At 70.9% G+C, this 4,160-nt stretch carries 2 protein-coding genes; both read right to left on the bottom strand.

Annotated features, from left to right (window positions below; genetic code table 11):
* Positions 1 to 1,879, bottom strand: a 1,879-nt coding sequence (locus CCN35_RS22455) for an AMP-binding protein (protein WP_143631756.1), incomplete at its 3' end; no start/stop codon positions are given.
* 63 nt (positions 1,880 to 1,942) lie between these two features.
* Positions 1,943 to 4,160, bottom strand: a 2,218-nt coding sequence (locus tag CCN35_RS22450) for a Pls/PosA family non-ribosomal peptide synthetase (RefSeq protein ID WP_107501082.1), incomplete at its 5' end; no start/stop codon positions are given.

Below are 4,160 nucleotides of genomic sequence, written 5' to 3'. Positions count from 1 at the left end.
CTCCGTGGACAGAACACCTAGTGCGCTCCGGGTCGTTGACATAGCCGCGGCCGACGCAGATCCCGGAGAAGGCGATCACTCCCGGCGCGCCGAGCGGCACCGGGTTCAGGTGCCGGTCGACGACATAGAGGTGCACATTGCCGACCGGCCGGCCGAGCGGGACCCGGTCGCCGTCCGGTGCACGGTCCATGATCTCGTGGTTGGTGTCGTCGGAGGTCTCGGTCAGTCCGTAGGCGTTGACCAGCCTGATGCCGGGCTGGGCGGCGAACCAGCGCTGGACGAGCTCCTTCTTCAGCGCCTCGCCGGTCACCGATACGTACCGCAGGTCGGGCAGGGCGCGCGGATGCTGCTCCAGGCACGTCAGGACGACTTCCAGGTACGAGGGCACGACCTGCAGCACGGCGACCCGGCTGCGGACGATCCTGTCGACGAACCGCGCGACGTCGAGGATCACCTCCTGCTCGACCAGCAGCGTCCGCCCGCCGACGAGCAGGGCGGAGAGCAGTTGCCACAGCGAGATGTCGAAGCACTGGGGCGCGGTCTGGGCGACCACCTGCCCCTCGGTGATCTCCAGGTCGTCGATCTTGGCGCAGAGGTGGTTGAGCATGCCCGCGTGCTCGCACACGGCGCCCTTGGGTTCACCGGTGGAGCCGGAGGTGAAGTAGACGTACGCCGACTGGCCGGGGGTGACGGTCATGCCGAGGTCGCACGGGGCGTGGCCCTCCTCGTAGGCGGTGTCGGTGAGCAGCGTCCGGACCGCGGGCATCGACGCGAGGGCTGCCCGGAAGGTGCCGCTGCCGACGGTGTCGGTGAGCACGAGCCTGCACCCGGAGCGGGCGAGCATGGCCTTGATCCGTTCGGCCGGCAGATGCGGCTCGACGGGGAGGTACACGCCGCCCGCCTTGAGGACCGCCAGAACGGCGGCCGCCCAGTCCAGGTTTCTGTCCGTCACCACCGCGATGACGCCCTCGCGGCCGAGTCCTCGCGCCAGCAGCGCGCGGGCCAGCTGGTTGGCGCGGGCATTGAGCTCCCGGTACGTCCACTGCCGGCCGCCGTGCACGACCGCGACCGCGTACGGGTGCTGCCGTACGCGCCGCTCGAACAGCTCATGGACCCGGGCGTCGGGCAGGGGGCGGTGCGGGCCGGTGAGTTCCTCGAGCTGGAAGCGCAGCTCCTCGTCCGACAGCAGGCTCTGCGGTGCGTGGTCCGCGTCCGGGTCGGCGGCGATGAGGGAGAGTGCGGTGAGGTGGTAGCCGGCGATGCGGGCGGCGCCGTCGGCGTCGAGGGCGTCGGTGCGGTGGCGCAGCCGCAGCATGAGCCGGCCGTCGTCGTGGCGTACGACGGCCACCCGCAGCACTGTCTCCGGGGCCTGCTCCACGCGGTCGGCAGCCGGCTCGTCGCCGGTGCCGACGGGGTCGCCGTCGACACCGGTCGCATCGAGCACGGTTTCGCACGGCGGCCCGGTCGGAACGCGTTCGTACCCGAGGTCGTCCCCCGGGGAGGTGCGGGGGGTGAGCAGCTGCGCGACGGCCTTGTGGGTGTCTGTCAGCAGGGCCCGCCATGAGCCGGCAGCCGTCGTCAGCCGGCACGGAAGCGGCCGGGCGCCGTCTGCGGCGACACAGCCGGTGGTGATGTCGCGTTCGCCGGTCAGCACGGCCAGCACCTTGGCGTGCGCCGCCAGGAGTACGGAGCTCAGCGGCAGGGCCAGGTCGTCCGCCAGACGGCGCAGGGCTGTCACGTGGTCGGCGGGGATCGGCGCGTGGTGCTCGGCCAGTCCGGCCACCGGGGTGCGGGTCCAGCGCGGAAGGGGCGTGAAGCCGCCGGAGGCGGTCGGGACACCGTGGTGGACGTCGCGGTCGAGAGGGGTGTTGAGCGCCATCGGGGTCCGTCCTTGTGCTCGGGGTGCTCGGGGTGTGATGAGGCGGGGCACGTGTGCGGGGTGTCAGGCGCGGGCCGCCGCGCAGGTGTGCGGGTGAGGGGTGGGGTCGGGCAGGTGACGGGCCGGGTTTCCGCCCCAGCGGGCGTACGACGGGACGTACTCGCCCTTCATGAGGAAGGAGTCGCAGGCGAGGTCGACGTGGTCGGCCATGGTCACGCCGTAGTGGACGAGTGCGCCGACGCCGAGGGTGCAGCCGGCGCCGATCGTGGTGCGGTCGGCCTTGAAGGCGCCGTCCTCCTGCGAGTGGCACTGGATCACCGTGCCCGCGTTGAGGGTGCAGTCGTCCCCGACCGTCACCATCGTCCGCTCCGGGAAGATGGAGCCGTCGTCGAAGACCCGCTTGCCGATACGAGCACCCAGCAGGCGCAGGACCACGTTCTTGAACGGGGTTCCGTCGAAGAACGGGGCCGGCTCGGCCGACGCCATCTTCCAGAAGCGTTCGTGCCGCCAGAAGGACGGGTCGTAGATGGAGCAGTTCAGGGGCTTTTGGGCCTTGAAACCGGCGGCGGCCCGCTCGAGGAGCGCGAAGTAGCAGACGGAGAGGACGAGGGAGAGGACGAGGGCCGCCGTGATCACCGGCACGCCGAGGGCGGGGTAGAGGGTTTTGGCTCCCAGGGCCAGCAGGGTGAGGACGAAGACGTGGAACCACCGTGCCAGCAGGTACAGCCCCGCGGTGACGGCGTTGTGCCGGTTCTTGGCGGCGAGCCGGCGGTGCAGCTCGCCGCTGCTCCCGAGGTGGCTCAGCCGGGTGTCCCGCAGCACCGTCCGGGGGATGGTGAAGGGCGGCGACCCCAGCAGACCGGTGTTCTCCCGTGTCTCTCCGTCGATGGGCACCATGACCTTCGTGGCCAGCAGGCAGTTGTCGCCGGTCCTGGCCTGCGAGGGATAGACGACGTGGTTCCCGAGGAAACTGCGCGCTCCGATCGAGGCACGGGAGAGCGAGAACGAGGTGCTGGAGAAGCGGGCGTTGACGACCGACAGGCCGTCGGCGGCCATCGTGCCGCTGCCCACCGCGCTCAGGAACGGGGTGTCGTGCTTCACCTCGATGCCGAAGTTCGAGCCGGTCTGCACGACGCGCCGCAGGTCGTAGCCGATGTAGCGCAGATAGTGGACGATCGCCGAGCTGTCGCCGAAAAGCGTGGGGAAGAACTTCCTGTTGGTCAGGAAGGCGATGGCCCTCTGCAGACCGTAGGCGAGGCCGTAGAGGGGGTAGACCCTGTCCGGCTCGAGGGCCAGGTTGAGCAGGCGCGGCACCGTGCCCTGGAGGAGAAGTCCGGCGAGAACGGCGCCGAAGAACGCCGCGAAGGACGCGATCAGGGCGCCGAGCCAGAAGGTCCAGCCGGCAAACAGCGACGCCCCGGAGCCGAGGGGCGCGTTCAGCTGCGGCGCCGCGGCGAGCAGCAGGGCCACGCCGGCCGTGGCCAGCGGCAGCCAGCCCAGCAGCAGGGCCAGCAACTGCCCGGCGCTGTAGCAGACCTTCCTGGCGGTGGAGCAGCCGGTGGCCTCCACCGCGCGGAAGTCCGTGGTGGTGGGCTCCGCCGGTGACCCGTGCCGGCGCTCCCGGGCGGGCACGGACTGTCCGGCGTGCAGGGCGGAGGCATGTCCGAGCTGGGACGCGTCGCCCATGGAGGTGTCGATGTCGAGGACGGTCTGTTCGCCGACGACGACGTCCCTGCCGAGCGTGACCCGGCCGGTCTGGATGAAGCCGGCATGGGCGCGGTAGCAGGAGAACAGCGCGTCCTTGCGGATGACCGTCCCGTCCCCGATCGTCAGCAGATCGGCGCACACGGGGATGCGGGTGGAGAAGATCGCGACATTGCGTCCGACCCTGGCGCCCAGTGCCCGCAGATACAGCACGTACAGCGGTGACGCGGTGAACATGCGCAACGGGCTTGTACGGATCAGGGTCTTCACGACCCACCAGCGCACATACGCAAGGCTCCACACGGGGAACCGGCCCGGTGCGAACCGGCCGATGAGCGTCCATTTGGCCAGGATCGGCACGGCGGACAGGCCGATGAATCCGGCGCCGCCGACCAGCACGGAGCGCACATAGCGGCCCGTCAGGGAGGAGGCACCGCTGATCCATTCGTAGCCGCGGACCGCGGCCAGGGCGGTCAAGCAGGAGTACCCGAGGAAGAAGAGGAACTGCAGCAGTCCGCAGAGCAGGTACTGCCGCGTGCCCGCCCGCGCCGGCCCCTCGTCCGCCGCCCGGGCGGCG

The sequence above is a fragment of the Streptomyces thermovulgaris genome (assembly GCF_002155915.1).
Taxonomy (GTDB): Bacteria; Actinomycetota; Actinomycetes; order Streptomycetales; family Streptomycetaceae; genus Streptomyces; species Streptomyces thermovulgaris.
Note: the sequence above shows the minus strand (reverse complement) of the source record. Positions and strands in the feature narration are given on the sequence as shown.